We start from the raw sequence: 26,316 nt of genomic DNA, 5'->3' as shown, positions 1-26,316 counted from the left end.
AATCTAGGTTGGGGAGCCACTCATCTGCCGGGGTTCCATGAGTGAAGTTGCGTTTTATGAACAAATAATTAAGTACTTATACGTAGGTTAAAAGCTAATAATTACAATTAATGCAGCAGTTAAAACAGCTACAGGAACAACAAAAGTTAATTGGAACGATCGCTCTTGATATTCTCAAGTCCAAAAAGTTTCAAGATATCCTCGCTACGAGTGTCCGAGAAGTCCGCCAGTTACTCAATGCCGATCGCGTGTTGGTGTATCAATTTACCAATCAGATGCGGGGTAAGGTCATAGCTGAGTCGGTATTACCCCAATGGACACCAAGCTTTGGACTGGAGATTGAAGATACCAGTTTTCAGCAAAGCCAAGGGAAAATCTCGGGAGTGACGAACATCTACGAAGCGGATTTAAGCGATCGCCATATTCAATTAAAATTTCAAGTCAAGGCGAATTTAGTTGTGCCTATTTTATTAGAAAACCAAGGGATAACAGCTAAATGGGGGCTATTCATCGTGCATCAATGTTCTGCCCCCCGCCAATGGCAAACATTTGAGGTAGAATTCCTTAACCAACTAACGGTGCAACTAGCGATCGCTATCCAACAAGCCCAACTTCACGACAACCTACAAACTCTCAAGACTGAGTTAGAAGAATCCCAGCGAGTTGCTGTCCTTGGTAATTGGGAGTTTGAACTTGCTAGTGGCAAAATTACCTGGTCGAAGGGGCTTTTTGACCTCTTCAATCGAGAACCCCCACTACTTGAGCCAGATTATCAGGAAAATCTGCAATTGTATCACCCTGAAGATGGGGAGAAATTGCACCAAGTTGTTGAGCAAGCGATCGCCACTGGTGAATCCTACAAAGAAGTTCTCCGTGTACCCCAGCCAGATGGTTCTCATCGCTACTTTGAGGGCATTGGACATGCAGAATTGAACGCCGATGGACAGGTAATTCGCCTTTATGGTACTGCCCAAGATGTCACCGGACGCGAAGTTGCATTGCGCGATCGCCAACAAGTTGAAGAAACATTACGCCAAAGTCAAGAACGTTGGCAATTAGCGATCGCAGGTACTAATGAAGCAATTTGGGATTGGGATTTATCTACTAATCAAACCTTCCGGTCTGAGCGTTGGTTCACAATCTTGGGATATGAACCCAACGAAATCAGCGATTGCGATGATGAGTGGAGTACTCTCATTCATCCTGATGATTATACCAGAGTAATGGCTGCACAAAAAGCTTATTTGCTTCGGCAAGTTGCCGATTATAATGTTGAGTATCGTCTGCGGTGCAAAGATGGCAGTTATCGCTGGTTGCGATCGCGGGCTAAAGGTATCTGGAATCAGCAAGGAAATCCAGTGCGATTGGTCGGTTCACTTGGGGACATTAGCGAACGCAAACAAGCTGAGGAAAAACTCCGAGAAAATGAAGAAAGATTACAATTAGCACTAGAAGCTTCTGGGGATGCTTTATGGGACTGGAATATTCTCACTCAAGAGGTCTATTACAGCCCCCGGTATTTAGAAATGCTTGGATACAGTTTCGATGAACTTCCACAGGATCTTAGTACCTGGAAGCGATTAATTCATCCAGACGATCTGCCTTGGGTTGAGAAAATATTGGCAGATCACTTAAAGGATAATTCAGTCCTTTACAAATTTAACTATCGACTCCGAACTAAATCGGGCGAATGCAAATGGATTGCCAACTACGGCAAAGTTGTAATGCGAGATGGACAGGGTAACCCTTTGCGAATGACTGGTACTCATCGGGATATCAGCGATGTCTACGATGAGCTTCGCTTACGCAAACAAACCGAAGCAGCCTTAGCCAGAAGTGAAGAACAACTCAGACTAACGTTAGAATTTAACCACATCGGTATCTGGGATTGGAATGTTAAAACAAATGAAGTTATCTGGAACGACAACCATTTTCGTTTGTTAGGTTTAGAGCCAGAAACATTAACAGCCAGCTATCAGCGATGGCGCGATCGTGTTCATCCAGAGGATGTTGAGCGAATTGAACAAACTTTATTAGATGCCTTAGCACAACATGCTAATTTTGAAGGTGAATATCGAGCGATTTATCCCAATGGCAAAGTTCACTGGCTGATGGGAAAAGGACGGGGCATTTACAACGAAGCAGGTGAGCCTGTTCGGATGTTAGGGGTAATTATTGATATCAGCGAGCGCAAGCAAGCAGAAGCAGCCCTGCAAGAAAGTGAAGCCCGGTTCCAGGCATTTATGAACAATAGCCCCGTGCTAGCTTGGATCACCGATCCGACCGGGCGTGTACTTTACTTAAACCAAACATACCTGGATACATTCAAATTACTACCCGAACAGGTGATTGGACAATCCATTTTTGACCTCTACCCAGATGAAATTGCTCGCCAGCATTTTGATCGTATTCAGACCGTTATACAGACAAATCAGGTAATTGAGGCGATGGAAGTTGCTTCCCGATCAGACGGCACCCTTGGAGAGTTCTTGGTATATAAGTTCCCGATTGTGGGATTGTCTGCACAAAAGCTAGTGGGTAGGGTAGCGATCGACATCACAGAACGCAAGATTTTGGAGCGAGAACTGGCTCACAAGCAAAAGTTATTGGATACTTTTATGATTAACGCACCTGTTGGTATAACCATTCTTGATGGGGAACTGCGTTTTTCATTCATTAATGAAGCATTAGCAAAAATTAATGGCATTCCCGCAGCCGCCCATATTGGCAAGACACCGTGGGATATTGTCCCTGATTTGGCACCAAAACAGGAGCAGGTGTTTCAACATGTTTTGAGAACGCGTGAACCGATTTTGGATTTAGAAATCAGTGGAGAAACCCCAAAATTCCCAGGTGTAATCAGGACTTGGTTAGTTTCCTACTTTCCGATTCAGTCTGAAGCCGATCAACCCATTAGCATCGGCATTGTTGTAGTTGAAATCAGCGATCGCAAACGCGCTGAACAGATGTTAGAACTGCAAGCAATAATCGCTCGCAATATGGCAGAGGGAATTTGTCTAGTTCGTGCCACAGATGGCGTGTTTGTTTACGCTAATCCTAAATTTGAGCAGATGTTTGGCTACGAATCTGGTGAATTAATCGGTCAGCATGTGTCGATTGTCAACTACGGTGATGAACATAATACACCTGAAGAAATTAACCAGGCAATTAAGACTGCTGTCTTGCAACACAAAGAGGCAACCTATGAAGTTTATAATGTTAAAAAAGATGGCACTCCGTTCTGGTGTAGGGCGAAAGCTTGCATTTTTGAGCATCCTGAGTATGGAAGCGTCCTTGTCGCTGTCCAACAAGATATAACTGAGAATAAACAAGCAGAGGAAAAAATCAAAGCCTCTTTGAAAGAAAAGGAGGTATTACTCAAAGAAATTCACCATCGGGTTAAAAACAATTTAGGAATTGTCAGCAGTTTGCTGCAAATGCAGTGCAGACGGACACAAGATCCTTTAGTAACTGCAATTTTGTGCGATAGCCAAAACCGCATTGCCTCCATTGCCTTGGTTCATGAAAAGTTATACCGCTCTGAAGACCTCGCTGATATTGATTTCGCTCAATACATCCCAGATTTAACAACTCATTTATTTGATTCCTATAATGTCAGTTCTAGCCAAATTCAACTGAAGATTCAAGTTGATAATGTTAACCTCGACATCGAAACCGCTATTCCCTGTGGCTTGATTATCAACGAACTGGTTTCCAATGCTTTGAAATACGCCTTTGTTGGTAATCGTAGAGGAGAAATTGAGGTTAAATTTTATCAAGAATCCGAGTCTACTTTGACACTGCTTATCCGAGATAATGGTATTGGGTTACCTGAAAATTTTGATAGCAATAAAACTAAAACACTCGGTATAACTCTTATCCAGGGTTTAGTCAAGCAACTAAGGGCAAAGGTCGAAATTAACTCTCACCACGGAACACAGTTCAAAATTACTTTTACAAACAGCCGGGCATGAACACGAATTGCATCCCATCAAATCTAGATAAAAAAGAGACAGTTAGAATCCTTGTTGTTGAAGATGAATATATTCTTGCAATTAATTTACAAGAATGTTTAGAGTCTATGGGATACACTGTTTTAGATATAGCCGATTCCGCAGAAGGGGCAGTTGTAAAAGCAACCGAATTATGCCCAAATCTGATTTTAATGGATATCAGGTTAAGCGGTGAAATGGACGGCATCCAGGCAGCAGAACAAATTTGGCATAATTTGCAAATTCCTGCTATCTACGTCACGGGACATTCTGATAAAAGTACTGTAGATCGGGCAACGCTAACATCCCCCTTTGGATATATTCTCAAACCAATCAAGGAGCAAGAACTCTACGTTGCCATTCAAACAGCACTCAATTGTTACGATCGCGAGCAATTTTTGAGTTCTGTGCTTCGAGGAATGGGGGACGGGGTGATTGTAGTCGATCTTCAGTTAACCATCAAGTACCTAAATCAGGTCGCTGAAGCATTGACAGGGTGGCGATGCGATGAAGCCAAGGGACAGATGTTAACCGAGGTGTTCAAGCTTGTTGATGAACAAACTCAGATCCCCACCCAAAATCCAATTATCACAGCCCTGCAACAAGAAACTACTATCTATTTAGGCAATCGGATCTTATTAGTTGCTAGAGACGGAACAACTATACCAGTAGCTGATAGCGCTACTCCCCTGAGAAATAATAATGGTGTAATTACAGGAGCCGTACTAGTTTTTCGGGATGACACACAACGACGACTAACTGAAGAACGCAATCTTGCAGCTGAACGTGCCAAACAACTAGAAATTCAAGTAGCAGAACTGCAACGGCTAAACCAGTTGAAAGAAGATTTTCTCGCAACCACTTCTCATGAAATGCGAACGCCTTTGTCAAACATCAAAATGACCATTTCCGTGCTAGAAAATCTTCTTGAGCGGCAGGGTATCTTAAATTCAAACAAACTTTCCTTATCTGAATCTATAAACCGCTACTTAACTATCCTGCGGGAACAGTGCGAACAAGAGCTAGATTTAGTAGACAATTTACTATATATGCGAATGATTGATGCAGATGTCTATTCGTTGGAATTAACTTCAATTCAACTCCAAACTTGGCTGCCTCACGTTGCCGAGTATTTTGAGCAACAGGCTCGAGTTAGACAACAGACTTTCCAAGTTAGTGTTCCTCCAAATTTACCACCTTTAGTAACAGACTTGGCTAGCTTGACCGAAATTATCTCAGAGTTACTCAAAAATGCTTGTAAATTTACTCCTCCTGATGAACAGATTACGGTGAATGTTCGGGTAATCGATACCACAAAAAGTCTTATAAATGAGAATGCTGAATCTGGTATATTAAATAATCTTCAAGTTTCATACTTTCAAATCATAATTAGCAATTCTGGGGTACTAATTCCTAAAAAAGAACAATCTCGGATCTTTGAGCCGTTTTACCGAATTCCTCAAAGCGATCGCTGGCAATATGGCGGTACAGGATTAGGTTTAGCATTAGTGAAGAAGTTAGTAGAATATCTCCAAGGCACAATTGAAGTTACCAGTTCTCAGGGCTGGACAACGTTCATAGTTCAACTGCCGTTAACCCTGTCAGAGTGATTAGTGACACAATAGGTTAATCAACAGTTAAACTCAAGGCTTACCGAGTTCGCTGTTGCTAAGGCTCTTGTTGCTCAATGGGAATTTCGATCGCAAACTCTGCTCCTTGCCCAACAGAAGAAGTGCAGGTAATATTTCCTCGGTGTTTTTGGACAATAATCTGATAGCTAATCGATAATCCTAGCCCACTACCTTTGCCCACAGGTTTTGTGGTAAAAAATGGATCAAATAAACGCGATCGCAACGACTCTTCAATACCACAACCATTATCTGCGATCGCAATTTTGATCGTATTCAATGTCACCTCTGTATGAATCCGAATTTGGGGAGTAGTTAGTAGGGTGTAGGGAGTAGAAGATTGTTTCCCCACTCTCTCTTCTATTGCATCAATAGCATTATTCAACAGATGCATAAATACTTGGTTTAATTCACTCGCATAACAAGTAATTAAGGGCAATTTACCATAATCTTTCACTACAATAATTGCGGGACGGTCTGCTGTTTCCCTAAGTCTATGTTGTAACATCACCAAAGTGTTTTCGATGTCTTCATGGATATTTACCTGCTTCATCTCTGCTTCATCATGGCGAGAAAATTGTTGTAGCGCTAGTACAATTTCCCGAATCCGATCAGATCCTCTATACATTGCACCTATCAGGTTTTGCAGATCCGGAATCAGAAAATTCAGGTCTATATCTTTGGCTATTTGCTGAATTTTTAGTGTAGCTTTGGGATATTCCTGTTGATAGGCTTCAATCAGATTAATTAGGTCTTGCACATATTCACCAGCATATTGGAGATTACCATAAATAAAACTGATGGGGTTATTAATCTCATGAGCAAGCCCAGCCACTAACTGTCCCAGCGCCACCATCTTTTCGTTCTGAATCTGTTGAACTTGAGAGGCTTTCAAGTCATCAAGAGCCTGTTGGAGTAATAAGTTTTTTTCTTGCAGTTTAACTTGAAGCATACGTAAATTAATCTGATTTTGAATTCGCAATACAACCTCTGCCCCATGAAAAGGTTTTGCAATATAATCTACACCACCAACATCAAAGGCTTTTACCTTATCTACAACATCATCCAGGGCGCTAATAAAAATTACTGGGACTTCGCAAGTTTTCTCGTTAGCTTTCAACTGTTGACAAACTTGATAGCCATCCATATCTGGCATATTGATGTCCAGCAAAATCACATCTGGCAAAACCATTTGGCAAGCAGTTAGTGCCATTTTACCGTTTAAAGCTTTGCGAACTTCAAAACCTTGTGCAGTCAACATCGCCGATAAAAGTCGCAAATTATCTGGGGTATCATCGACCACTAAAATATTTCTTTTATGATGGTTAGTTTGATTTAAATCCATTATGTATCAAAAGCTATATTTCTAAAAATTAAGAATAGTAAATGCTTATTTTAAATAATCCTAAATTTTTTTTATCAATTTCACCGAAATACTTGTTTTTATAATCTAACTCCCACAGTGCTTAAAGAGTTCTACAGACTACCACAGCCATTAGTCAATTAGGAACTTTGCGAACTTGATAGCCCGCTTATAGCAGTATAGTAGATAATAGAGCCAGATTATCTAGCCGACCCTCAACACTAAACTTTTTCCAGGTATTATTTGATAACTACCATTGAGGTGATGCGGCAATAAACTTAGTAACCAATTGTTGTTCTATAGGTTTAGAAAACAGATATCCTTGAGCAAAATTACAGTTTAAACTTCTCAATAGGGCTAGCTGTTCTTGGGTTTCGACACCTTCAGCGATCGCACTTATCCCCATTGAGTTGGCAATGCCAATCATTGCTGGTACTAGTCCCATATTCTCTTTGTTTTCTTGCATCCGTTTAACGAAAGATTTATCAATTTTGAGTGCATCCAAAGGAAAGCTGTGAAGGTAACTCAAAGAGGAATATCCTGTACCAAAGTCATCCATAATCAACTTTATTTTTCGCTGCTTTAGTTGTTCAAGAATTATTTCAATCGCATTAGTATTTTCCATAATTACACTTTCTGTAATTTCTAATTCTAAGTATGCAGGATTTATGTTATTTTCATAAATTATTCGGTCAATTTGCTCTAACAAATTAGGCTGTAAAAATAAACGTGCGCTCAAATTGACACTCATAGTTAGAGGTTCTGGTCTCACTGGATAATGTTGCCAGATGCTCAGTTGATGACAAGCTGACTGTAATACCCAAGTATTGATAATATTAATCAAACCTGTTTCTTCTGCCACAGGAATAAATTCTATGGGAGAAACCAGACCGCGAATCGGATGTTGCCAGCGTACCAAGGCTTCAAATCCAGAAATTCTGCCTGTAGCCAAAGAAACAATTGGCTGATAGTAAACCAGGAATTCTTGTCTTTCAACAGCCCTTCGCAGATCATTTTCTAATTCTAAAAGCTGAATAGCTTCCTGATGCATGGCTGGATTGAAAACGTGATATTTGCCTCTTCCTTGAGCCTTAGCCCGATACATTGCCGTATCAGCATCCCGCAGCAAATATTCAGGGCGATCGTAATCTTTATTACCCAAACTAATCCCAATACTGGCATTCATAAATACTTCATATCTGGACAGCTTAAAACCGAGTGATAGCTGTTGCAGAATCTGTTCGGCAACTTGAATTGCCATATTGATATCTGTGATATTTTCTAGGATAATTCCAAATTCGTCACCGCCCAATCGTGCTAGAGTATGAATAGGTATCAGACATGCTTGCAAGCGGTGAGCGATCGCTATCAATAATTCATCTCCCACCAGATGTCCAAGGGAATCATTGATAACTTTGAAGCGATCGCAGTCCAAAAAAAGGAGAGCAAACTGATAACTAGATTCTTTCTTAGCTCGATTTAGAGCATTTTTTAGTCGCCTAATAAACAAAACTCGGTTTGGTAATCCAGTCAGGGAATCACGCAGCACTATGTCTAGCAGTTGACTTTGCAATTTCTGACGGGAATTTATTTCTTCTTGGAGTTTTTGGAGAGTTTTTTCTAGCTCCCCAGTTCGCTGTTTTACCCGATCTTCCAATTCGACATTTAGCTTCAATATTTCTAATCGCGCTGACCTTAATGCCAGTTGATTTTGCACGCGCACTAAAACTTCTTGAAACTCAAAAGGTTTGGTGATATAGTCTACACCACCTACCCTAAAGGCTTTAACTTTGTCAAAAACATCATCTAAAGCGCTTATAAAAATCACCGGAATATCAGATGTTAGCTCCCAAGCTTTAAAGGTCTGACAAATTTCATAGCCATCTACTTCTGGCATCATAATATCAAGTAGAATCAAATCCGGTAATACTGTCTGAGTTGCGGTCAGTGCCATTTGCCAGTTCAAGGCTTTACGAACGTTATACCCTTCCCTTGTCAATATGGAGGATAAAACCCGGACGTTATCAGCCATATCGTCAACGATCAAAATATCTTTTTTCTTAGGGTCTAAATGCTCGTAATTCATTCTACGTATGTTTTAGTCAATTCCATGATTTTCTCAAACTGGTAGTTATTCGCTAAATCCCTGAGAACTTTGAAAACTTGACTATTTTCTGATGGAATTTGCTTGAGTAACTCTAAAATCAGTTCATCACTACAGCTAGCTGCGGCATAGTAAATCTGTCGGAGCCACTCAGGTGACATTTGGGATAAATGGCTCAGGAGTTCAGTAACACTGATAAATATCTGTGTAGGTTGATCGACAACTGTTGTGTTTGTGGTTTCTATTTGGTTGGTATATTTTACACCCAGATGTTGGCTCAGTTTTTCCAATAATACTTCTTGTTTGAATGGCTTGCGAATAAAATCATCGCAGCCAATAGATAAAATTTTCTGGCGTTCTTCTTCAAAGGCGCTAGCAGTTAGGGCAATAATGATCGTGTGTGTATTGGAGCAATTTTGCTCTGTCCCAGATAAGTCACAAGGGGAAGCCAGGGCTGTTGGCGATCGCTTTGTGGACGCATTGGCATCATTTCCCATGACACCAGTTGCTTCTGGTGTGGGAGACGCTACGCCTAGCTGGCTTTTGAATAGGGGTAAAACTTTGAGAACTTCCGACTCGCCAGAATTGGGTAACCCAGATGCAAGGTACTGGCTCCCCGACGACAGCAGCTGTTCCGAGTTTGGGAACCTCCGCAACGCATTGGCTACCCTATACCCTATTTGTTTAGCTTTAATTATTCTTGTCGCTTCGTAACCGTCCATGACCGGCATTCGCATATCCATAAAAATTAAGTGTGGTTGCCAAGATTCCCAATTAGCAACTGCTTCACTACCATCTGTAGCTTCCCTGACTTCAAAGCCAACAGATGTGAGAATTTTAACTAGCAACATCCGGCTTTCTTTAGAATCGTCAACTACTAAGATGCGGTATGCTTTCTCAGTAGGCGCTAAAGCTAGAATTTGGTATCTAATTTGGTTTGTCGGAATTTCTCTGGGACAAGCTAAAGCAATCTGAATATTAAACGCAAATCTACTACCGACACCAGGGATACTGTTGACAGTAATATCTCCTCCCATCAATTGCACATATTTCCGGCTAATCGCCAAACCCAGTCCCGTCCCTTGTTGGGATTTTCTGCCGATTTCGGTTTGCTCAAAAGGTTCAAACAACAAGTCAATTTCTTGTGGGAAAATACCGCAGCCAGTGTCTTGTACCTCGAAAAAGAGATGAGGGGGATGAAGAAGATTTTGCTCCCTCATCTCCCCCTGCTCCCCAGTTTCCCAGCCCCCAGCCCCCAGTCTCACCCTTAGTGTCACCCTCCCAGTATTAGTAAATTTAATGGCATTTCCCAAGAGGTTGAGCAAGACTTGACACAGTTTATTTTCGTCCGTTTCTATGTATTTAGGAATGTTTTGGGCATATTCAAACACTAGTTCTAAATTTTTAGATGCAGCACTTGCGTGTTGCATCTCTTCTAACTTCTTCAATACATTAATTAAGTTAAAGCTGCTCTTATTTAATGTAATTCTCCCAGCTTCGATTTTGGACATTTCTAGAATGTCGTTAATTAAGTTGAGTAGATGTTCGCCAGCACGATTAATAATTGCTAAGTTTTCTTGATGTTCGCCAGATAGCGAATAATCTCGGCTCATTACTTGGCTAAAACCGAGAATGGCATTGAGGGGGGTACGCAGTTCGTGGCTCATGTTAGCAAGAAATTCGCTTTTGGCGAGGTTAGCGGCGGTGCTTCGCGCTGCTTCACGAACGGCTGCTTGTTGTTCTTGTGCGGCAATTTTTTGCGATTGAATTAGTTCTTGTTGGGTGGTTTGCAGTTGCTCGATAGCTTGCTGGAACTCTTCAGTACGTTTTTTTACTTGAGCCTCTAAGGTGCGATTGTATCGGCTCAATAAGTTTTCTGCTTGTTTGCGTTGGGTGATATCAAAAAATGTAGCGATCGCAAAAGTAAGATTTCCTGATTGATCATAAATTGGCTTTCCTAAAACTTCAATGGGAATACTTTTATCAAAATGACGAATTTCCATATCATCAATCCTGGTATTTTCCCCAAGTAATGCTCTCAAAATCGGCAAGCGATCGCTCGGGTAAAGTTGATCTGTCCCCGCAAGGTAAGCTTGATACTCCTCTGACAATTCGCCACTCACTTTTGCCATCGCTCCTTTACCTAGAATTTGCTGCCCAATTTTATTTGTGTAATAAGGTTCACCTTCAGCATCTACAATAAATACACCTATCGGCATAGCTTCTAAAAATTGAGTTAGCCGACTCTGACTGTGAGATAGCGCCTCATTTAACACTTGCATCTGAGCATTCTTTGCTTCTAAAGTATTGAACGATACTTGGAGTTGCTTTGCCATAGTTTCAAATGACTTGGCTAGTTCCCCCAGTTCATCGGAACGCTGAATTTCTGGTATTTGCTCCCATTCCCCTTTAGCAATTTTCTTCGCTGATGTGTTTAATTGTAAAATCGGCTTAATTACCCAGCGACTAGTCAGAATCCCAATTCTTGTAGCGACTAAAAAAGCAACTAGGCACAGCAAAATAGTGATGCGGGTGTTAGCGTTAATTTCCTCCATAAATTCGCCTTCGGGAATCACCGCCACAATTAGCCAATCTAAACCCAGTTCATCCCTCCAGTTTTTTACCTGCACAAAATAACGCATTCCATCGGCGGTAAAACTTAGCTGTTGCTTCTCTCCAACAAACTTAAGGCTGCCAAAGCGTTTGATCAAAGACTCTGTTGTGAGTCTAATTAAAGAATTTGGGCTATCTAATGCTGATAGACGTTTTCCCTTACCATTCATAATGATATATGGTGGCTCACTAGTAGAAGAAGCCACTATTAACCCAGAACGCTCTAAAATAAAAGTTTTACCCGAATCATTAATTTTTAAATTGGCTAAAAATTTGCCGATTTGTGATAAAAGCAAATCAACACTAATCACCCCAACAAATTTGCGATTTTTATCATAAACAGGATAACTGGAAGATATGGATAAGACTTCTGGTTTATCTTCCCATTGATAAATTTGACTCCAAACTCGTTTACCTGACTTGACTGGATCTGTATACCAAGCTTCTAGGCGAGGATCGTAATTTTTAACTTCCTGTAAATCGCGGCGATTCCCTTGGTTGTCTGTAGGGTAAACATAAAGTTTGCCGAGGCCATGCTTTTCGCTAACTTCATTAATTAAAAGCTTGCCATTATCTAGACGTTCAACACCGATAAATTCACCTTTGGGATTGGCAAAGCTATTGTAGCCAACATTGAAAACTTGCATTTGTTTCCAAAAGTAATTGCCGGTGGTTTTAAAATCCGAAAGGTTGAGCAAACCTAGCTCAATCGCATCTAAGTTGATTTGATTGATTTGCTTCGGGTTTGTTAAATAGTCATCAAGATGCTGCTCAATGCGATCGCAGATTTCATTTTCTAATTGATTAGCAAGTTCCGTTACCGCTTTTTGGCTGTTTTGATACGAAAGATAGCCCACAAGTCCAACCGCGCCACAAATTTGCAATATAAACGGCACAATCAGAACATACCTCAGGGGCATATTGGCATAAACTTTGCCAACTAAGCGATTAATAGATTTGATGGGCTGAAGTTTGGATAACATTGTTGTTTAATTCTTCCCCAGCATATATTAGGGGTATTCTTGCCATATCAGCTACACTTAATATCAGGATAATTACGACATATTATGCGTTTGCGATCATATATCTTTCAGATTCTAAGTATAAAAAACTACAAAAATTTTATTTTCTCCTTTTTTGACTGGCTAAATTCCTCCAACGTTTAATTTTCAGATTTAGCGACGCCGATAGCGTACCTCTACGGGGATCTTGCTACCCATAACGTCTCCAATAGTTGCTTTAGCGGGTCAGACCGCTCGATGATTCGCTACGGTGCTAACACTGCGCTATCAAGCGTCATAGCGCGTCGTAGACATTCCCCCTGAATTTACTCAGTTTTATTAAATTTTCTCGGATGAACTGAAATTTAACCGATAAGCTACAGTATGCCATTCTAAAATTCAGGTCGTCATTAGCATCCAATCCTAAATTTAATTTTCAATCGCTGATGTCTTGATTTTCCCGTCTCAAAAACTTTGAACTTGTACAAAAATAAGTAAAATAATTTTCAAATTTTTATACAAATACAGAGTCAATATAAAAAAATTTACTTTATATTTTTTATTTTAAATAAATATTAATTTTATTGTACAAATATGTCAAGCTCATCGCCGATTTGTAAAATTTTTCCGGCTGATGATTGGGGTAATTGGGTATTGACACTTAATCTGTAAAAGTGATTAAAACGCGATGAAGCAACCCAATTTGGCAGAGTTGCTTGTCGCTGGGTTGCAAAGATTTTTTGAAAGTTTGGGTAAGCTTTCCCTAAATAAGAATCGCGTGTTGGGACTATACAACGCTGACATGGATTAACTCCAAAAAAATCCACATCTCCCACTCGAAAGGAGACTAAATCACCTTGTTTACTAAATAGCCGATCTTCCCAAAATGCTGGTACACCATCAATTTCGATATTGGCACGCATCCGACGGCGCATTTCATCTACAGTTAAACCGGGAAACCAAGAAGCTACTTCTGCCAATGTTGCTGTACTAATTACCGTTGGGCCAGGTGAGTCTGTATCGTCAGGAAAACCCATCAGAGAATTTTGCCTTAATCTGACAGCAAACTCAAAAAAATCACTCATAGTTGTATCTAATGCTTGCCGTTCCTTATCCAGATGAAAAATTTGTTGTGAGTCACCGCCTGGGATATGCAACGAGATAGTTCTATTTAAGAGTGCAAATTGCGCCCTTAATAAGCTGATTTTAGCATGACGTTTGCTATTAACAAATCTATTTTCTTCGTCAAAAATGGCAAACTCGCGGTCATTCTGTAGTGCGCCGCTGGCAAGAACTCTAGCCTTATCAACTTCAACACCATCAAGTGACTTAACTGGATACAGTAAAATCTTGGCTAGGTAAGGCATCATGGCATTGAGAGGCAGGGGGCAGAGGAAGAATTTCTAACTCTTGACTAATGACCAATGACCAATGACCAATGACTCCCCTAGTTTTCCGAACAAGTAGGCACTCGCGTTACTTGTTCAACCAGAGGAGCGTCAATAATATTGTTAATTATGGATATATTGGCGATTTATCTATTCCTCCAATATGATTTAGAGGCCAGAAGCGAACTACAGCCCGTCCAATAATATTCTCGCGGGGTACAACACCCCAGCAACGACCATCGTAACTATTATTACGATTATCACCTAGTACTAAATATGAACCGATTGGTATAGTCTGGGGTTTTGCCAAAAAAGGTGGCTGTGGTCCTGATTGGCAAACATCAATGACTGTAGTCTGACCAGAACTGAGGTAATTGCCTTCTGGTAGAGGTTTGTTGTTGATATAAACTTTGCCATCCTTAAGTTGTACTTTTTCTCCAGGTAAGCCAATTACACGTTTAATAAAAGCATCTTGGTATTGTTCTTTTTGTAGCTCTTTCGTAGGTGAAAAGACTACAATATCTCCCCGTTGCGGGTCAGCAAATTTATACTTCAACTTATCGACAATGATTTTATCTGCCTCCCACTGGTTTGGCGTACCATGTAGAGTTGGTTCCATCGATCCAGAAGGAATCCAGCGTGCTTCAGCAACAAAGGTACGAATTCCCAGAGCTAAAACAATGCTCAATACAATTGTTCTACCTAGCTCTGCGATCCAAGAATTATCGGGTTGTTGACTAGAGTTGTTATCAGACACTTTATTTTGCATGAAATTACTTAACTGAAGGAAAGATGTAGGTAATTAATTCGCCTAGCGAGACTTTTTTTGTTAATCTTAAGGGGAAAATTTTAATTTCCTAGTCATGCTCCCATCTTGACTAGCAATTTTAGATTGGGGATTTTAGATTTTGGATTGGGGTGTTTGTTGTGGTTTATAACTCGCCTCTGGTGGGCGAAACCAATATAAAATACCCAATTTGCATCCCTTCTAGGCTACGGTCAATCCAAAATCCAAAATCCAAAATCCAAGTTGCGACCTAAAATCCAAAATTGATTGATGGGGTTGTTCATAAATTAAAAATAAACTTTTTTTTAAGGGGCGGCAAAAATTGGTTACTCCGATCGCGAATAAGTTTAACCTAAAAGCATAGTTCTCTGTAATACATAGCTCCTGTCTCAACAAAATTAACCCTATGCCATCTCCACAAAATTTACTGATTCGCCGCGCTCGCATAATTCTACCCAATGGTGAACTGATGATTGGGGATGTGTTGACCCGCGATCGCCAAATAGTCGAAGTTGCCCCAGAAATCTCCCAAACGGCACTAGCCACAGAAATTGACGCAGAAGGGTTAACTTTGTTGCCAGGAGTCATTGATCCGCAGGTACATTTCCGAGAACCTGGACTAGAACACAAGGAAGATTTATTCACCGCCAGCTGTGCCTGTGCTAAAGGGGGGGTCACTTCTTTTTTAGAAATGCCCAATACACGCCCCCTGACAACGACACAGCAGGCTTTAGACGACAAGCTAAAACGTGCCTCACAAAAGTCCTTGGTTAATTATGGCTTTTTTATTGGGGCAACAGCAGAGAATCTTCCAGATTTGGTTTTAGCAAACCCAACACCAGGAATTAAGATTTTCATGGGGTCGATGCATGGTCAGTTGCTAGTTGATGGCGAAACAGCACTGTCTGCGATATTTGCTAAAGGCGTTAGCGAAGCTCCTGCCTCGCAGGGTCGCTTGATTGCCGTTCATGCCGAAGATCAAGCTAGAATCAACCAACGCCGCCAAGAATTTGCCAACATCCACGATCCAGCCGTTCACTCGCAAATTCAAGATAATCAAGCGGCAGTGCTTGCAACCCAACTGGCATTAAAACTTTCTCAAAAATATCAACGTCGTTTGCATATTTTGCACATGTCAACTGCCGAAGAAGCAGATTTGCTGCGTCAGGAGAAACCTAGTTGGGTAACAGCAGAGGTGACACCACAGCATTTGTTGTTGAATACTAGTGCTTATGAAAAGATTGGCACTTTAGCACAGATGAATCCACCTTTGCGATCGCCCCACGATAACGAAGTTCTTTGGCAAGCTTTGCGCGATGGCGTGATTGATTTCATCGCTACAGATCACGCGCCGCACACCTTAGAAGAAAAAGCTCAAGAATACCCCAATAGCCCTTCGGGAATGCCTGGGGTGGAAACTTCTTTAGCTTTGATGTTAACTGCGGCGATGGACGGAAAGTGTACTATTGCTCAAGTTGTTAACTGGATGTCAAAAAATGTAGCTGTGGCCTATGGTATTCCCAATAAAGGAGCGATCGCGCCTGGTTATGATGCCGATTTAGTGCTTGTAGATTTAAACACATACCGTCGGGTCCGGCGCGAAGAACTCTTAACCAAATGCCGTTGGAGTCCCTTTGAAGGTTGGAACCTCACCGGCTGGGCTATAACCACCATTGTCGGCGGTGAGGTAGTTTATGACAAAGGTCAGGTAAATACACAAGTGCGGGGTCAAGCTTTAACTTTCTTATAGGAAATATTTATTTAAGCTTATGTAGTAGACAAATAATTAGACATCAAAGCCATACTTGAACTGGCAAGATTTTCATCTATCCCAAATCAAGACTAAGTAGGTAGGCAAGATAAAACCAAACTATGTAACGAAAGGTAAAATCTCTGTATTTGGCTCATAGTTGCGCTTTAGCGCTAAAGCGCAACTACGAGCCAGTGATGATTATTTGCGCCCACTTACTTAGACCAATGCGGTTTGGTTAAACCTAAAAGACGACAATCCTTATTTTTTCCCTTTACCCTCAACGGAATTCTGACTGCTGACTCCTGAATTCTGTTAGATAACGATAGAAATAATCAAAGAGAATTGCTATGTCCTTCAAAATTTTAGCTTTAGACGGTGGCGGTATTCGCGGAGTCATTGCAGCCCGAATACTTCAAGAAGTAGAACAAGAAATTAGAAACCAGGGGAAAGGAAACTTTTTACACGAATACTTTGATCTGATTTCTGGCACTTCTACCGGTTCAATATTAGCAGGAGGAATTGCTCTAGGAAAGGAGAGTCATGAACTAATTCAACTGTATAAAGATAGAGGTAAAGATATATTCCCGTTGGATAGAAAAGAGCGCTATAAAAACTTGCCGTCCATCATCCAACCAATTATTGATGTATTTTCAGCACCTAAATATTCTCATGATGGAATTATTAGCGTTCTCAAAGATACATATAAATCGACAATAATAAAAGATATTGAAAAACCGATTATTTTGATTCTTGCTTACGATACGTTATATCGTAATACAACCTTTTTTACAAATTGTCATCCCGATTTAGGAGACAGATGGTACGATGACTGTTATTTATGGGAGATATGTACTGCTTCTGCCTCAGCTCCTACTTTTTTTCCACCATATAAATTAGAACCTGTAGATAAAGAAAAATTTGGTGATTGGGAATTCCCACACATTGATGGAGGAGTTTCTGCTAACAACCCCTGTCTCGCAGCTTTGAGTCTAGTTATGAGGATCAGTCAGTCTTCAGTCTCTCCAACAATCAAACAAAAATATAAACTTGATAATCTGCGATTAGAAGATATTTCTATTCTTTCTATTGGTACAGGTCAAACTGGGGAACCATATCAATATAAGCAAATAAGCAAATGGAGAGGCTTAGACTGGGTACAAAATCTTACTAATATCTTTATGGAACCTACATCTGAGATTGATAGTACTATTTGCCGACAAATCATGGGTGGATACAATTCTAAACGTTACTTACGGCTTCAGTTTGACTTAAATGAGACATTTAAAGCCAAGCCAGAAGAAACTTATAAAGATCCTCGCATTGTATTACCTCCAGAAGATCGAAAAAACCGATTTACAGGGCAAAAAGTCAGTAAAGAAATAGATAACGCTAGTTCGGAGATTATTCAGCAGTTAATAGATACTACTTCTGCATTCATTGATAAAGGTCTTACGTACTATACCAGAGATGAATCCGGTTATCCGATAAAAGAGGCGATCGCCTCTTTTATTAAAGATAACTAGTACATCTACGTAGGTAGATTAATATAAACTAATTTAAGATACATCTGTTTCCATTCAGATGCGGTACAACATTATATCGCCAAGTGTAGGGGCTAGGCAGTGCCTGGCCCCTACCGATGTACCTCACATAAACGAGAACCGCTATAAAACATCTCGTATTTCTACATAATTATTGTCGAAATACGAGATTTTTTATTTAAAGCTTTATTAATCTCGGTGTTAACTACATAGGTGAAGAGAAGAACTTATTGCTATTTAAAATTATTTAAATAATTTTAAAAGTTCAGTATTTATGTGTATATATTGTGACTTTAGTTTGGGTATATTGAGTATAAGGAAAAGTTAAACAACTTTTAGATAACTTGATGTTGTTTAACTTTCCTCTACTAGCTTTGGCTGCTAAGTAATCCAGATTTGTTCTTTTAATGACAGTAGAGAACCAATCGGGTAAAACCAAGCTGACTAAGTTTTGTAAAAACTCTCATATAACCCAACAAGAGTTTAGATTTTCTTCATTCATACTCTATCTAAATCAGTTTTTTAACTGATTATTGCAGCAAGAAAGCTGCTGTTACAAAAATTTTTCATTTATTTTAGGTTGAGATAACAATGTTAGTGATTTACAGTGGTGAGCGTGGTAGTGGCAGATAGAACGAGTGTGGAGTTCTCCCTCGACTGTTTGCAAAAATTTTATCGTATTGCATGTTCTCAAGAAAGTGACATTTCTCGTACTAAGTCGGGAGATAATCTGAAATCGTGGCAATGACTTCGCTAATGTCACAATTGAATGGGATGAGTTCGACTTGACGAGTGCCTTCATTTCCATAAATCAAGCTCACACTTAGATAGCTATCTGGCTTGTAAGGCAATCGTTCTGCCCATTCAACTGCCACAATTCCTGGTATGACTTCAATACCTTCCCAGTAACTTTCTAAATTCAGGGCTGCAACTTCTTGTGGTTCTAGGCGATATAAATCTAGGTGGTAAAGGGGGAGGCGTCCTTCCGTGTACTCATTAATCAGGGTGAAAGTGGGACTGACAATAGGTTCAGCGATTCCTAAACCCTTGCCAATACCTTGAACTAGGGTAGTTTTACCAGCACCTAAATCACCCTCTAGTAAAATTACACTCTCAGCAGTCAGGGATTCACCCAAACTAATACCTAAGCGTAGCGTCGCCTCTGTATCTGCAAGAAAAATTTTCATAATTAGTCATAGGGCATTAGATATGGGGCATTGGTTATTCACAAATGACTATTTACCGTGATGACCTCTACCGTACCACCGCAACAACACTTGTGCTAGTTTCTGCGGATTGTGACGGATAACACCCGTTTCATCTTCATACAGAACATTAGCTGGAACAATCCTTCGCCCTAGCTGAGTTACGGCTTCTCTATCCAAGAAAACGGGATGGGAGTTTTGTTCGGCATAGCGCATGAGTGATTGCTCTGAGGGGGATTTTTTGTGTATCAGTACAGCATCGAATAGCCGTCTTTCCCCACAAGCAGCATCAATTGCTCTGATATGATCTGCAACAGTATAGCCTTCAGTTTCTCCTGGTTGAGTCATTATATTGCAGATATAAATACGGGGGGCATCTGTTTGAGCGATCGCATCGGCAATTTCTGGTACTAATAAATTAGGAATCAGGCTTGTATAAAGGCTACCTGGCCCAATAATAATGTAATCAGCTTCTTTAAGTGCCTTAATAGCTGCTGGTACTGCTGGAGGATTAGCTGGAATGCAGCCAATTTTGACGATTTTACCGCCAGCTTTGGGAATGCTAGACTCCCCATCAATGCGCCGACCATCGGCTAATTCTGCCCATAGGCGAACATCACTAAGAGTTGCTGGTAGTACTTGTCCCCGTACCGCTAGCACTTTAGAACTGGCTGCAACTGCTTGTTCTAAATCTCCAGTAATATCACTCATTGCCGTTAAAAACAAATTACCAAAACTGTGACCAGTTAAGCCATCTCCAGCTCGAAAACGGTATTGGAACAATTCTGTTAATAACTTTTCTTCATCTGCTAGTGCAGCCAAACAATTGCGAATATCACCTGGTGGTAACACTCCAAATTCTTGACGCAACCGGCCAGAAGATCCACCATCATCGGCGACAGTGACAATAGCAGTAATATTAGCGCTGTAGGTTTTTAGTCCCCTCAATAACGTAGAAAGTCCCGTACCACCACCAATTACCACTATTTTTGGGCCTCGGTACAATCGATGATGTGCCAGTAAAACATCAATCAGTTCCTCTCCGCCTTCTGCTCTTAGTACCTTAGTAATTGAGCCTACAGTGCGAGTTTGCCCCCAAAGCACTAACAGCAAGCCGCCAAGCAGCACCAAAGGCCCACTAACATAGTTGGGTAAAAGGTTGGTGATTACTCCCAGAAAACTCCTAAACAACTCGATAGTCCAAAAAATTGGGGTCAGCTTAATCCAGATAGCTAACCCCAAACTTGCCAGCAGTACACCCCCAACACTGATTAACAACCAACGTTTTACTGATAATCCAGGGGATAACCATTTGAACCACTGGTTAACCCGATAAGAAGTACGAGAACGCGACTGCTTTTGCAGGGCGTTGAGGGCTTGTCTGAGAAAACCAATTGACATACCTGATTTGGAGCCGTGCTACAAACAATAATTAACAGAAAATGTACACCAGTTGGTTTAAAACACTAGGCGTGAAACTATTATATTTGTCAATCCTATTAGACTAAGAGCAAGTGGTCAAAATTGCCAGTAAGTGAGATCAAATTAAATATAAAACCTCACCCTGCCTCCGGCTTCCCTCTTTGATGCTTTGGAGAGGGATTGAGGGTGAGGTTTGATCTTATGTTTAATTACGCCTACCTACTTCTTCTTAGTTAAACAATACCCTGGCTTGCTAAAAGTGAATTTAATGGAAAAACGAATTTTAGGATTAGATCCAGGACTGGCAACTTTAGGATTTGGGGTAATTACCTGCACGCAAATTCCTAACAAGGTACAAGAGACTAGAGTAAATATGCTGGATTTTGGGGTAATAAAAACGTTGGCAGGTGTAGAAATGGGACAACGGCTGTGTACCTTGTTTGATGATTTACACACCGTGATGGAAGAATTTAAACCAGATTTGGTTGCGATCGAGAAACTATTTTTCTATCGAATGTCAAATACAATTCTAGTTGCACAGGCGCGGGGTGTACTTATTTTGGTGTTGGGCCAGCGCCGTCTTCCCTACGTAGAGTTTACTCCTGCTCAAATTAAGCAAGCTTTAACGGGGTATGGCAATGCTGATAAGTCGGAAGTGCAAGAGGCGGTAGCGCGGGAGTTGGATTTAGATGATATTCCTAAGCCTGATGATGCTGCGGATGCTTTGGCGGTAGCTTTGACGGCTTCTTATCAGCTGTAGATATAAAAAGAAAGTCTCTATATAAAGCGATCGCTGTAACAAAATACTGTTGTTCTTTTCTATCAGTAAGCCATTAACTTTAGCGATCGCTCTAAGAGTCCTGACTTCTGACTCCATTTCAATAACTTAACTTTTCTTAAGTAAAATATGATTAAACAGTCAATGATTATTATCCTAATGGGTGTCTCCGGTTCTGGCAAAACCAAAGCAAATCCCTGAATAACAAGGCTTCTGTTCGACCTCTTCTAATTTGCTACTCATTTGCTACTTAAAAGCTCCATTTTTACTTTGATTTTTAGCGATCACAAGCCGCGATCGCGCTACTCAAATGCTACTCATTGGGAACGATATCATAGGCGTTACAGCCTACAAGAGACAAAAAGGGAATTATGCCACGATATGAAATTACTTATCATCATCCAGACGATGATGAACCAGACACTACTATCATTTATGCCAAAAATATAGAATCAAGTTTTAGGGAGCTTCAGCAAAATAACCCTAAAGTTGAGTTTATTTCCTATGAAGAAATTGAGGACGAGGATGAAGAATCAGAGAATTGAGCCAATCCGAGTTTCACAAGGACAATGTATGCCTAATTGTCTTAATTGAATCCCCACGCACAGTGCGATTCGCCAGACAGTGACTGTCAAATCCAAGCGTCAACCCAGTTATCTACCTGAAAATCTTCTGACTCTTTCCCATGTTTCGCGGAACTTTCGCCGTCGCCTTTCGAGTTCAATCTTTCTCAATGCTCTAGCTGAAATTCTTTTCACCCAAGGTAGAGTTTGCTGTGCTTCTAAAATCTTCATAGCATCTGCCTCAGAGGGTTAGGAAGTGCGATTATGGGTACTTTAACTTTGTACCTATTTTCGCACAATGAAATGAAAAAATTAATCAGCCTAGCAATTGTAAGCGGGCTATTACTGGGATGTAATCAATCAAGCAGTTTAAATTCAATTGGTTCAGATAACTATGAAGTTAGCTGGGATGGCACAAGTGGAGCTAAATTATGGGGTAGCTATGTTATAAGCTCTAAATCTGTCGGGCAAGTTCCCAGAGTAGAGAAAATTACGGAGAAACTTCCTTATAAAGTTAATTTCTCTGCTTCAAAAAATGCCTTGATTTCAGCCGCAGGAGCAACTTTAAATCAAGGCACGGTAGAAATAAAGATTTTTAGAAATGGGGTTGAATGCGGAAAGGTTGCTGTTACTGGTAGTGGGTCAATGTCCAGTAAAATCTGTCAATAAATTTTATTACCCTCTACAAATTAAAATTGTAGAGGATTTATTCAAAGCTTTTTAAAAGGGTCTTCCTCTTCCATTTTTAGTAAGTTTTTAAATTCCCTTATTTTGAACTCCCAGTAAGCTAAAATTTGTCGTCCCGGATCTGGAATCCAGTTTTTCTATGTAAAAACCCAGCTATTTGGGTTATCCAGTTAGCAAGCCGATTAAATTTATGCTCAAGAGCTTTTTCGTTAGCATGTAATCGATAAATATAAATGTATTCTTTATCTCCCTTGTATTCGGTTATATGAATTTCAAGTTTGCTGTTAATTGTGTTTAATTTATCAATCAGGTTATCTTTAAGATTATCAGTCACAATCAACAAATTTGTTTCAACGGTCGAAATTCTGCTATTAATATTAGCCTCAATTTGGGCTAATCTGTAAATCGATCCAATTAAAGTAAATAATCCAAGTGCAATAGTCAGGACATTATTGATATCAATCTTCATTGATTTATTCCTTCATAAAATAATTGTAGAAGCATAAATATTGCCTCTACAATTAACTCAATTGCAAAACTTAAGGTAAGAGCTTATTAGCTTCAGGTGTCACTTCCGATGATGGCACAGGCTCCTTGTTAGATTTAGCTTGTTCCGCCATTTCAAAAGCAAGTACTTCTTGAAATATCGTAGAAATAGTTTGAAAAATTTGATTGAGAGTAGAAAGTGATATCCGCATAATTTATCCTGGTATGAAACAGACGTTTTGTAGCAACATTGCAGTGCTTTTAGCTGGAATGTTACTGTAAAACTTCAGCTAATTTTCAGTTTTACTTTAATGAAGCAAAGCCTCAATCTTATTCTCAATTCGCGGCAAGTCTACATTAATGATTTGATTAATCAAATCATCAGTAGAATTGCTTTCAACTCCGGTATATTCAAACAAAGTAAACGTTACATTTTGAAACCATCTAGGCACATCAAAAGTAACAGCATAACTATCAACCAATTTGGGAAAAATAATTAAAGTTAGGCGATTTAAGTAGAGCCGCCGCTTTTGTACTGCGTCCGAATCTGGAAGTCCACCAACAGTTAAGCCAAGATTAATTCGCTGATTTAAGAATCCACCAAAATACCAGGTCGGCTTGCTATTCGAGCAATGAACAGAACTTGCAACAATATGACTTTCTAAAAGAGTAGGAACAGTAATAGTAGGTATTGGAGTGTAAGATTCTCCATTGTTACTAGTTACTGCCTCAACGCTAGTGCTATAGAATAAATCCCAGTTGGCAGAATTGCCCAACTGCAAAACCGGATTGCCCATAGCAACTCCTAAGCTAGATAAATTTCTATCAAGTTTTCTTCAACTTCTTGGATATAATCGTCCATGTCTTCAATCGCCGGTTCAATCATCTCCAGTAAGTCTTCTGGAGAAATTGCACCAGAAAACATCAGCTTGACAGCCGATTCAACCAACATGGAATTTTTAATTGCTTGCTGCATTTCCAATAAAGGATCGTTGGGGATAAACAGATGAAAACATTCCCCAACTGATCGTTGAAATTGTCCGATCTCTTGTAACATTTATTTCTACTATGCTGGTATATCTGCTGGAACATTCGAGCCTGTTGGTTTTGTAACACCAAAAAAGCCTGCTTCTGGATGCAACTCCGGCGTAAAGCTAACACCAATGCACTTAAAAGAATCTGCAGTTATACCTTTAAGGGCAGTCATTATGTAACCTCGTGAATCTTCCTCAGTTTCCTTCGAGATATCAGTAATTGCAGCGCCATTAGGGTCTTTTACTGTAGTTGTAGTGCGGCCATAAGGAACACCACCTGTACGCGTGGGATAAGCTTTGTAAGTTCTTTTTGTGATGCCAGAAGTTTTTGCAGCTTTATCAGTAGTAGCTGATGGCACAACCGTAATGTGAACCAAAGCAGGATAAAACCCTGGCATTTCCTTGGTTTTGGTTAAATCTCTTTCAATTCCTAGCAATCCATCACTTGCTGAACCATTAAACTTTGACAAAATATTATTTGCGACAACTGTCATGGTTCCTTGATAAGCATTAATAGCTCCGCTAGCAGTGCTTGGCTCAATATCAAAAGGAATGACACCCACGTTAAAACGAACAAGATATTTAGAATCAAGCTTACGAGCAACAACTAATTTGTTTGTTCCTTTCAAGTAATTTAAATACTCACCTGCTGCTCCGCTAGTCGCTGAGTAATTTGTAGCCTTGAGGGTAGCGTGCAACGCCCCAAAGCGTTTATGTTTTTTCGCCATAAAAGAATAACTCTGATTAAAAAGATATTGCTAATTTAATCTAACTTTGAACTAAAAAACGTTGATACACAAGCTTTCAAGAGCTTACTTAATTTATGCTGCTCTATGCGACCCCTTAAGCCTCGCCACAGCCTATAAAGCTCTATACCACTCTAAAAAAATCCGTATAAATCAATTTAGAGTCTTCGTTGCTTTAGTAAATTTACTTAAAAATATCTATCCAGTCCGGTTTAGTTTTTTTCAAGCCTGTAGAAAAATACTCTACACGTTTAGCATGTACTGTGATAGTAAGAAGTTTTACACCTCTTCTTTGTGCAATTTTTTGTATTGCTCCTTCTAAGAATTCAGGTATTATTATTTCTTTGATAGCACTCAAAACTTTTTCTGCTTCTTCGGTAGAGATAGCATTAATTATAATTTTGGAATTATCTTTTAGAATAAGGATGCCTTCATACTGCCCTTTCTGATATGGAGGCAATGGCGAAGTTTCATAATGCTTAATAATAGGATGGGGAACTGTTATCGGATATTTGGCTGAATCAAAATTACCTTCACTTAATTGTTCCGCAAACATAAATACCATTTGTGGTCTATTGCTTTCTATGCGAACCTGCCACCATTCAGGCACTGCCGCATAACATTCAACTTTAGAGTTATTTTGCTGTTTAACTTGACATTCTAAACTTTCAATCTGACTAAGATGCGTAAATTTTAATACTTCTTGGGCTTCAGTTCCTTTAATTACTGATATATTTAGCCCTGTAAAAGTAGCAGAGTTAGTGTCTGGATCACATCCTGTAAAAACTGGAACTGTAATAGTAGAAAATTCCATAATTTCATTTTCTCCTTTTTCTCCTGGTTGTCCTGGTGCGCCAGGTTCTCCTTGTGGTCCGGGTTCCCCTGGAATTCCTTGTAGTGGTGGTAGAGGTATTCCAGGTTCTCCTTGTGGTCCGGGTTCCCCTGGAATTCCTTGCAGTGGTGGTAGAGGTATCCCAGGTTCACCTTGTGGTCCAGGCTCTCCGGGTAAACCTTGTGGTCCGGGTTCCCCTGGAATTCCTTGTAGTGGTGGTAGAGGTATCCCAGGTTCACCTTGTGATCCAGGCTCTCCGGGTAAACCTTGTGGTCCGGGTTCCCCTGGAATTCCTTGTAGTGGTGGTAGAGGTATCCCAGGTTCACCTTGTGGTCCAGGCTCTCCGGGTAAACCTTGTGGTCCGGGTTCCCCTGGAATTCCTTGTAGTGGTGG

At 40.2% G+C, this 26,316-nt stretch carries 20 protein-coding genes and 1 pseudogene; 7 read left to right on the top strand and 14 right to left on the bottom strand.

Going from position 1 to position 26,316, the window contains the following annotated elements:
* The first annotated feature begins 110 nt into the window (after positions 1-110).
* On the top strand, positions 111-3,974 hold the full coding sequence (locus V7K73_RS09500; protein ID WP_334879286.1) for a PAS domain-containing protein: 3,864 nt from the start codon (positions 111-113) through the stop codon (positions 3,972-3,974).
* Positions 3,971-5,602 (top strand): hybrid sensor histidine kinase/response regulator, encoded by a 1,632-nt coding sequence (locus V7K73_RS09495; RefSeq protein ID WP_334879284.1) that lies wholly within the window; start codon positions 3,971-3,973, stop codon positions 5,600-5,602. Before V7K73_RS09500 ends, V7K73_RS09495 begins: the two co-directional genes overlap by 4 nt.
* A 58-nt stretch (positions 5,603-5,660) precedes the next feature.
* Here V7K73_RS09495 and V7K73_RS09490 read toward each other — a convergent pair whose 3' ends face one another.
* The 5 genes from V7K73_RS09490 to lepB form a co-directional block, all read right to left on the bottom strand.
* Complete coding sequence (locus V7K73_RS09490) at positions 5,661-6,965, bottom strand: hybrid sensor histidine kinase/response regulator (RefSeq protein WP_334879282.1); 1,305 nt, start codon at positions 6,963-6,965, stop codon at positions 5,661-5,663.
* A gap of 268 nt (positions 6,966-7,233) precedes the next feature.
* The gene (locus tag V7K73_RS09485) at positions 7,234-9,069 is read right to left on the bottom strand and encodes a two-component system response regulator (protein ID WP_334879280.1); all 1,836 of its coding nucleotides are present in this window, start codon (positions 9,067-9,069) and stop codon (positions 7,234-7,236) included.
* Positions 9,066-12,683: an ATP-binding protein gene (locus V7K73_RS09480; RefSeq protein WP_334879278.1), complete on the bottom strand. Its 3,618-nt coding sequence runs from the start codon at positions 12,681-12,683 to the stop codon at positions 9,066-9,068. Before V7K73_RS09480 ends, V7K73_RS09485 begins: the two co-directional genes overlap by 4 nt.
* Before the next feature lie 599 nt (positions 12,684-13,282).
* Positions 13,283-14,068, bottom strand: coding sequence for an MOSC domain-containing protein (locus tag V7K73_RS09475; protein ID WP_334879421.1), 786 nt, complete (start codon positions 14,066-14,068; stop codon positions 13,283-13,285).
* Positions 14,069-14,216: 148 nt separating this feature from the next.
* The gene (gene lepB / locus V7K73_RS09470; protein ID WP_334743297.1) at positions 14,217-14,858 is read right to left on the bottom strand and encodes a signal peptidase I; all 642 of its coding nucleotides are present in this window, start codon (positions 14,856-14,858) and stop codon (positions 14,217-14,219) included.
* Positions 14,859-15,282: 424 nt separating this feature from the next.
* Between lepB and V7K73_RS09465 the strand changes: the two genes are divergently transcribed.
* Both V7K73_RS09465 and V7K73_RS09460 read left to right on the top strand, forming a co-directional pair.
* Positions 15,283-16,626 carry a dihydroorotase gene (locus tag V7K73_RS09465; RefSeq protein WP_334879276.1) on the top strand — a complete coding sequence of 448 codons (1,344 nt, stop codon included), beginning with the start codon at positions 15,283-15,285 and terminating at the stop codon, positions 16,624-16,626.
* Positions 16,627-16,976: 350 nt separating this feature from the next.
* Positions 16,977-18,152, top strand: coding sequence for a patatin-like phospholipase family protein (locus V7K73_RS09460; protein ID WP_334879274.1), 1,176 nt, complete (start codon positions 16,977-16,979; stop codon positions 18,150-18,152).
* A gap of 731 nt (positions 18,153-18,883) precedes the next feature.
* Here the strand turns inward: V7K73_RS09460 and tsaE are convergent.
* Together tsaE and V7K73_RS09450 are read right to left on the bottom strand one after the other, a co-directional pair.
* Entirely contained in the window at positions 18,884-19,357 is a 474-nt protein-coding gene (gene tsaE / locus V7K73_RS09455) for a tRNA (adenosine(37)-N6)-threonylcarbamoyltransferase complex ATPase subunit type 1 TsaE (protein ID WP_334879272.1), read from the bottom strand.
* Between the two features lie 48 nt (positions 19,358-19,405).
* Complete coding sequence (locus V7K73_RS09450; protein ID WP_334879270.1) at positions 19,406-20,776, bottom strand: gluconeogenesis factor YvcK family protein; 1,371 nt, start codon at positions 20,774-20,776, stop codon at positions 19,406-19,408.
* Positions 20,777-21,065: 289 nt separating this feature from the next.
* Between V7K73_RS09450 and ruvC the strand changes: the two genes are divergently transcribed.
* Both ruvC and V7K73_RS09440 read left to right on the top strand, forming a co-directional pair.
* Positions 21,066-21,557: a crossover junction endodeoxyribonuclease RuvC gene (gene ruvC / locus V7K73_RS09445; protein ID WP_334879268.1), complete on the top strand. Its 492-nt coding sequence runs from the start codon at positions 21,066-21,068 to the stop codon at positions 21,555-21,557.
* Positions 21,558-21,946: 389 nt separating this feature from the next.
* The gene (locus V7K73_RS09440) at positions 21,947-22,120 is read left to right on the top strand and encodes a hypothetical protein (protein ID WP_334879266.1); all 174 of its coding nucleotides are present in this window, start codon (positions 21,947-21,949) and stop codon (positions 22,118-22,120) included.
* 108 nt (positions 22,121-22,228) lie between these two features.
* Here the strand turns inward: V7K73_RS09440 and V7K73_RS09435 are convergent, their stop codons facing one another.
* Complete coding sequence (locus tag V7K73_RS09435; RefSeq protein WP_334879264.1) at positions 22,229-22,369, bottom strand: hypothetical protein; 141 nt, start codon at positions 22,367-22,369, stop codon at positions 22,229-22,231.
* A gap of 33 nt (positions 22,370-22,402) precedes the next feature.
* Between V7K73_RS09435 and V7K73_RS09430 the strand changes: the two genes are divergently transcribed.
* A complete protein-coding gene (locus V7K73_RS09430) occupies positions 22,403-22,807 on the top strand; it encodes a hypothetical protein (RefSeq protein ID WP_334879262.1) in 405 nt (134 codons plus the stop codon).
* 118 nt (positions 22,808-22,925) lie between these two features.
* On the opposite strand, the gene V7K73_RS09425 is transcribed toward V7K73_RS09430, so the two are convergent.
* The 6 genes and pseudogenes from V7K73_RS09425 to V7K73_RS09400 form a co-directional block, all read right to left on the bottom strand.
* A complete protein-coding gene (locus V7K73_RS09425; protein WP_334879260.1) occupies positions 22,926-23,294 on the bottom strand; it encodes a hypothetical protein in 369 nt (122 codons plus the stop codon).
* A 70-nt stretch (positions 23,295-23,364) separates the two neighbouring features.
* On the bottom strand, positions 23,365-23,523 hold the full coding sequence (locus V7K73_RS09420; RefSeq protein WP_334879258.1) for a hypothetical protein: 159 nt from the start codon (positions 23,521-23,523) through the stop codon (positions 23,365-23,367).
* Positions 23,524-23,619: 96 nt separating this feature from the next.
* Complete coding sequence (locus V7K73_RS09415; RefSeq protein WP_334879256.1) at positions 23,620-24,108, bottom strand: hypothetical protein; 489 nt, start codon at positions 24,106-24,108, stop codon at positions 23,620-23,622.
* Positions 24,109-24,116: 8 nt separating this feature from the next.
* Positions 24,117-24,368, bottom strand: coding sequence for a hypothetical protein (locus tag V7K73_RS09410; RefSeq protein WP_334879254.1), 252 nt, complete (start codon positions 24,366-24,368; stop codon positions 24,117-24,119).
* 9 nt (positions 24,369-24,377) lie between these two features.
* The gene (locus V7K73_RS09405; RefSeq protein WP_334879252.1) at positions 24,378-25,073 is read right to left on the bottom strand and encodes a hypothetical protein; all 696 of its coding nucleotides are present in this window, start codon (positions 25,071-25,073) and stop codon (positions 24,378-24,380) included.
* A gap of 202 nt (positions 25,074-25,275) precedes the next feature.
* Positions 25,276-26,316 (bottom strand): annotated as a pseudogene (locus V7K73_RS09400) (hypothetical protein); the annotation flags it as partial.

Origin of the sequence: Nostoc sp., assembly GCF_036916975.1 — a bacterium.
Taxonomy (GTDB): domain Bacteria; phylum Cyanobacteriota; class Cyanobacteriia; order Cyanobacteriales; family Nostocaceae; genus Nostoc.
This window is presented reverse-complemented; position numbering and strand designations above follow the sequence as displayed.

Bases quoted from the DNA above. Each gene is read 5' to 3' on its own strand.
- V7K73_RS09500 (WP_334879286.1), top strand. From the start codon at position 111: ATGCAGCAGTTAAAACAGCTACAGGAACAACAAAAGTTAATTGGAACG.
- V7K73_RS09495 (WP_334879284.1), top strand. From the start codon at position 3,971: ATGAACACGAATTGCATCCCATCAAATCTAGATAAAAAAGAGACAGTT.
- V7K73_RS09490 (WP_334879282.1), bottom strand. From the start codon at position 6,965: ATGGATTTAAATCAAACTAACCATCATAAAAGAAATATTTTAGTGGTC.
- V7K73_RS09485 (WP_334879280.1), bottom strand. From the start codon at position 9,069: ATGAATTACGAGCATTTAGACCCTAAGAAAAAAGATATTTTGATCGTT.
- V7K73_RS09480 (WP_334879278.1), bottom strand. From the start codon at position 12,683: ATGTTATCCAAACTTCAGCCCATCAAATCTATTAATCGCTTAGTTGGC.
- V7K73_RS09475 (WP_334879421.1), bottom strand. From the start codon at position 14,068: ATGCCTTACCTAGCCAAGATTTTACTGTATCCAGTTAAGTCACTTGAT.
- lepB (WP_334743297.1), bottom strand. From the start codon at position 14,858: ATGCAAAATAAAGTGTCTGATAACAACTCTAGTCAACAACCCGATAAT.
- V7K73_RS09465 (WP_334879276.1), top strand. From the start codon at position 15,283: ATGCCATCTCCACAAAATTTACTGATTCGCCGCGCTCGCATAATTCTA.
- V7K73_RS09460 (WP_334879274.1), top strand. From the start codon at position 16,977: ATGTCCTTCAAAATTTTAGCTTTAGACGGTGGCGGTATTCGCGGAGTC.
- tsaE (WP_334879272.1), bottom strand. From the start codon at position 19,357: ATGAAAATTTTTCTTGCAGATACAGAGGCGACGCTACGCTTAGGTATT.
- V7K73_RS09450 (WP_334879270.1), bottom strand. From the start codon at position 20,776: ATGTCAATTGGTTTTCTCAGACAAGCCCTCAACGCCCTGCAAAAGCAG.
- ruvC (WP_334879268.1), top strand. From the start codon at position 21,066: ATGGAAAAACGAATTTTAGGATTAGATCCAGGACTGGCAACTTTAGGA.
- V7K73_RS09440 (WP_334879266.1), top strand. From the start codon at position 21,947: ATGCCACGATATGAAATTACTTATCATCATCCAGACGATGATGAACCA.
- V7K73_RS09435 (WP_334879264.1), bottom strand. From the start codon at position 22,369: ATGAAGATTTTAGAAGCACAGCAAACTCTACCTTGGGTGAAAAGAATT.
- V7K73_RS09430 (WP_334879262.1), top strand. From the start codon at position 22,403: ATGGGTACTTTAACTTTGTACCTATTTTCGCACAATGAAATGAAAAAA.
- V7K73_RS09425 (WP_334879260.1), bottom strand. From the start codon at position 23,294: ATGAAGATTGATATCAATAATGTCCTGACTATTGCACTTGGATTATTT.
- V7K73_RS09420 (WP_334879258.1), bottom strand. From the start codon at position 23,523: ATGCGGATATCACTTTCTACTCTCAATCAAATTTTTCAAACTATTTCT.
- V7K73_RS09415 (WP_334879256.1), bottom strand. From the start codon at position 24,108: ATGGGCAATCCGGTTTTGCAGTTGGGCAATTCTGCCAACTGGGATTTA.
- V7K73_RS09410 (WP_334879254.1), bottom strand. From the start codon at position 24,368: ATGTTACAAGAGATCGGACAATTTCAACGATCAGTTGGGGAATGTTTT.
- V7K73_RS09405 (WP_334879252.1), bottom strand. From the start codon at position 25,073: ATGGCGAAAAAACATAAACGCTTTGGGGCGTTGCACGCTACCCTCAAG.